Annotated in this window: 4 protein-coding genes; all 4 read left to right on the forward strand. The window is 46.8% G+C overall.

Features of this window, described 5'->3' with window-relative positions:
* Window positions 1-1,034: DUF8464 domain-containing protein (locus V9K67_RS26800; protein WP_336728166.1), on the forward strand; the 1,034-nt coding region annotated here is incomplete at its 5' end.
* A gap of 232 nt (window positions 1,035-1,266) precedes the next feature.
* Window positions 1,267-1,821, forward strand: a complete 555-nt coding sequence (locus V9K67_RS26805; RefSeq protein ID WP_336728170.1) for a replication/maintenance protein RepL — start codon at window positions 1,267-1,269, stop codon at window positions 1,819-1,821.
* A gap of 33 nt (window positions 1,822-1,854) precedes the next feature.
* Window positions 1,855-2,397: a hypothetical protein gene (locus tag V9K67_RS26810; RefSeq protein ID WP_336728172.1), complete on the forward strand. Its 543-nt coding sequence runs from the start codon at window positions 1,855-1,857 to the stop codon at window positions 2,395-2,397.
* Window positions 2,398-2,699: 302 nt separating this feature from the next.
* Window positions 2,700-3,530, forward strand: an 831-nt coding sequence (gene mobV, locus V9K67_RS26815; protein WP_336728174.1) for a MobV family relaxase, incomplete at its 3' end; no start/stop codon positions are given.

Here is a 3,530-nt window from a genome sequence, read left to right on the forward strand (position 1 = left end):
CCCTGATCGAGCAAAATAGGGCCTTAAAAAGGGAAATGGCGGCCATGCAGACCGGTAAGTCCTATGCACAAATCGTAGCCGCCGCAAAAAACATCAAGGACAAGATGCCGGTTCTGGACTACATGACCAAGCTGGCCAGCACTGGCGCCCTGACTTTCGAGGGCCGCAAAGGTCATGAGTATTACTTCGCCCGTCCTGATCAGAAAACCGGCTCGATATCGGTAAACACCCAAAAGAATGTTTGGTTTGACCACTCCGCAGGAGTCGGCGGCGATGTGATCAAAGCAGCCAAAGTGTTTGAAAACAAAGGCTTTACAGACGCAGTGTTGCTGCTGACCCGGGACCGGGAGCTTATCCAGACAGTTGGCGACCGGTGGCGGAAGGCCAGCCAGGCAGCCGATGGCAAAACCTTTTCCGAAGAGGGGCAAAAGGCGGAGATTACCGCCATCCTGGACAACATCACGCATCCTGCCCTGGTCAACTACCTGAAGGAAAGGGGCATCAGCCCGGAAACCGCCAAAGGCATCGTGAAGGAGATCCACTGGAACGTCGGGGAGAAGAGGTACTTCGGCATAGGGATGCCGAACAGCGCCGGCGGCTACGCCCTCAGGAATCCTGTTTTCAAGGGGAACATCGGCCCGGGAGCTCCAGCTGCCCTGCAGGGAGGAGAGAATCCTCAGCGAATAAAGGTATTTGAAGGGTTTATGGACTTCCTCAGCTATCAGCAGATGAACCGCTCAAAGCCTCCAGAAAGTGCAATTTTCATTGTCCTGAACTCTCTAAGCAATCTCACCAAAGAGAGACTCGAGTACCTAGCAAAGACGGCCCAGGAAAAAAACGCATGGGTAGAGCTTTACTTCGACAATGATCTATCAGGAAAAGAAGCTGTACGTAAAGTAGCTGCAGCTATGCCCCGCATCCTTGACAAGAGCCAGGAGTACAGCCAATTCAAAGATTTAAACGAAGCCTTACTGAACAAAAACCAGGAAAAAGAGGCCATTTCTCAACCTAAATCAAGAGGTTTTAGGCTGTAGATTTATCCGCCTTAACGGCGGTAAAAATGACTCTAAAGGAGATAAGATATAGGAAATCCAATACTGGCAAGGGTTTCAGCGGAAATCCTTAATCAAATGGGTGCAGTTTTTCACCAAATACGTGTAGTGTTTAACCAAATGAGTGAAGCAGGATAATTATTTTTAGTTAAGGATATTAATCTATTTAGGTTAATATCCTTAATTTGCCGTTTTTAATCAAATTTGATTAATCATGCTTGGGAAAATAAAATTGGTCAGTGAAAAGAGTACAGAGTTTACTGATCACCAAACAGGGGAAATTTTAGCTTCTGAGAATAGTAAGGAAATCAAGTTCAGGGAAAAGGAACCAGGATATATAAAGCTCTATTTGGAAGGCATAGGAAAGCTGACGGGTTTGGCTGAAAACAACAGTACAATTCTTTATGCACTGTTGAAGAGATTGGAATTTGGAACGAATATGATCATGCTAAACGCTTATCTAAAGAGCCAAATAGCTTTAGAATGCGGTGTAGCAGTAGGTTCTGTAAACAACACTTTATCAAAACTGGTCAAGAAAAATTTATTCCTCAAAATAGGAACTGGAGCTTATAAGGCTAATCCAATGGTTTTTGGATCCGGCAGTTGGGATGATATCAAAAAAATCAGACTGGAAATAGAGTATTCAAAGGATGGGTTCAAAATGTCCTCTGAGTTTGAGAGAGAAAGGCCAAAGTCTAAGTCTAGGCTGCCTAGCTCAGAAGACGAAATAAAAGCAGAGCAACAACAAATGGACATCCCTTTTAAATAAGTAAAGGAAGGTAGTAACGACAACACTTATTTCATGCTGAAGAAACTTCTTTCTCTATTGGGATTTCCCTATTCTCCTAAGGATACTCCTCCAAAAGATTCAATTGAAAAGAAAAGGCTCCGTTTTGAAGAGATTCATAATGATCAGAGGTTCAATTATTTGAGGGACGTTTATACGCGACTGCTTTCTGGCGACTCATCTTTAAGTGATGCAGAAATATTAGAGCGGTACCTGAAATTTTCCGACCGGATTCAGACCAATACTTTTGCTGCAGCTGAATTGGAATGGGCGACTATATCTACGTTGTGTTACTACCGGCCCAAGCTAGTTAGACAACTGATCCGAAGAGGGTTGCTCGCCATTGTATATTCCCTTGGAGAGGAGATCGATTCTACAGATGTGTTTGATTTCATCCAGCACCGAATTTTGGATTCGGCTGCTGAGCCATGTGGAGGCCTTCCCCATTCAGAAGGCAGGGTTTGGCTAACAGAACTATTGCCCCAGCAGCAGGACCTGGTGCAGCAGACCTTAGATGAGGTCATAGCGGAAAACAGAAAGGAACTAGAGAATATGTAACACGCATAACGTTTGCACATTTGCACAAATGCAAAAACGTACTTTTTCCTGGCCCGATTTTTTCGCGAAAATATAGCCCACTATGTTTTACTTCGCTGCGCTCCGTAAAACGTGGGCCGGAAGACTCCGCTATCCGGGGCAGAAAAAAGGGTAAGACGGCTGAAAGAAAAAGATGGGCTTAGGGAGAATTCGCCCTACTCTTTTTCTTTCAGCTGGCCACCTTTTCGGAGAGATAGGGCAAAGCATAGCTGAGCGCAGCGAGGCGCTTTGCCCGGCTACTTTAAACGACTCAAAACTCAACCATGGGCTACGCTATTTATCACCTGGAGAAGGGCAAGGCAGGACCTGCCGGCATCGGCGACCACATCGACCGAAAGCCAGGTAAAGAACACCTGTTCAAGCATGCCGACCCCAGCCGAGCAAACCAAAACATGAACATAACACCTGAGCCTTACCGGGACCGGCCGCTGGTGGAATGCATCAACGATCGGATCCGCGAGGGATACACCGGCAAAAAGGCCATCCGTAAGGACGCGGTTACCTACATCACCCATGTGCTTTCAGGCAGTCATGAGGAAATGACGGCCATCACTTCTGACTCTCAGCGCTTCAAATCCTGGATATTGAAGAACTATGATTTCATTGCAAAGGAGTTCGGGGAACAAAATATTGTTCGGTTCAATCTGCACATGGATGAGCATACTCCACACATCCATGCTGTTACCGTTCCGCTCACCCAGGACGGGCGGCTCAATGCCAATGAGCTGATAGGCAACCCGCAAAAGATGAGCGAAAGGCAGGACCGCTATGCCCAGCTGATGGAACCCTTCGCCCTGGAAAGGGGCATAAAAGCTACTGGCATCAGGCATGAAACAGCAAAGGAGTACTACGGCCGCGTCAATGCTGTTGAGCAGGACATAGCAAACCAGGCTTTACGAATTGCTGAGATCTTCGACCGACATCCTATCAATGCCTTCAACATCAAAACGGCTAAGGAGGCCATTAGAGGCGAAATAAGCCAGTTTGTGGCTGAGAGCGGCCGGAACACGGGAAAAGCCCTGATCGAGCAAAATAGGGCCTTAAAAAGGGAAATGGCGGCCATGCAGACCGGTAAGTCCTATGCACAAATCGTA

It is taken from the genome of Huijunlia imazamoxiresistens, assembly GCF_037132455.1.
GTDB lineage: Bacteria > Bacteroidota > Bacteroidia > Chitinophagales > Chitinophagaceae > Flavisolibacter > Flavisolibacter imazamoxiresistens.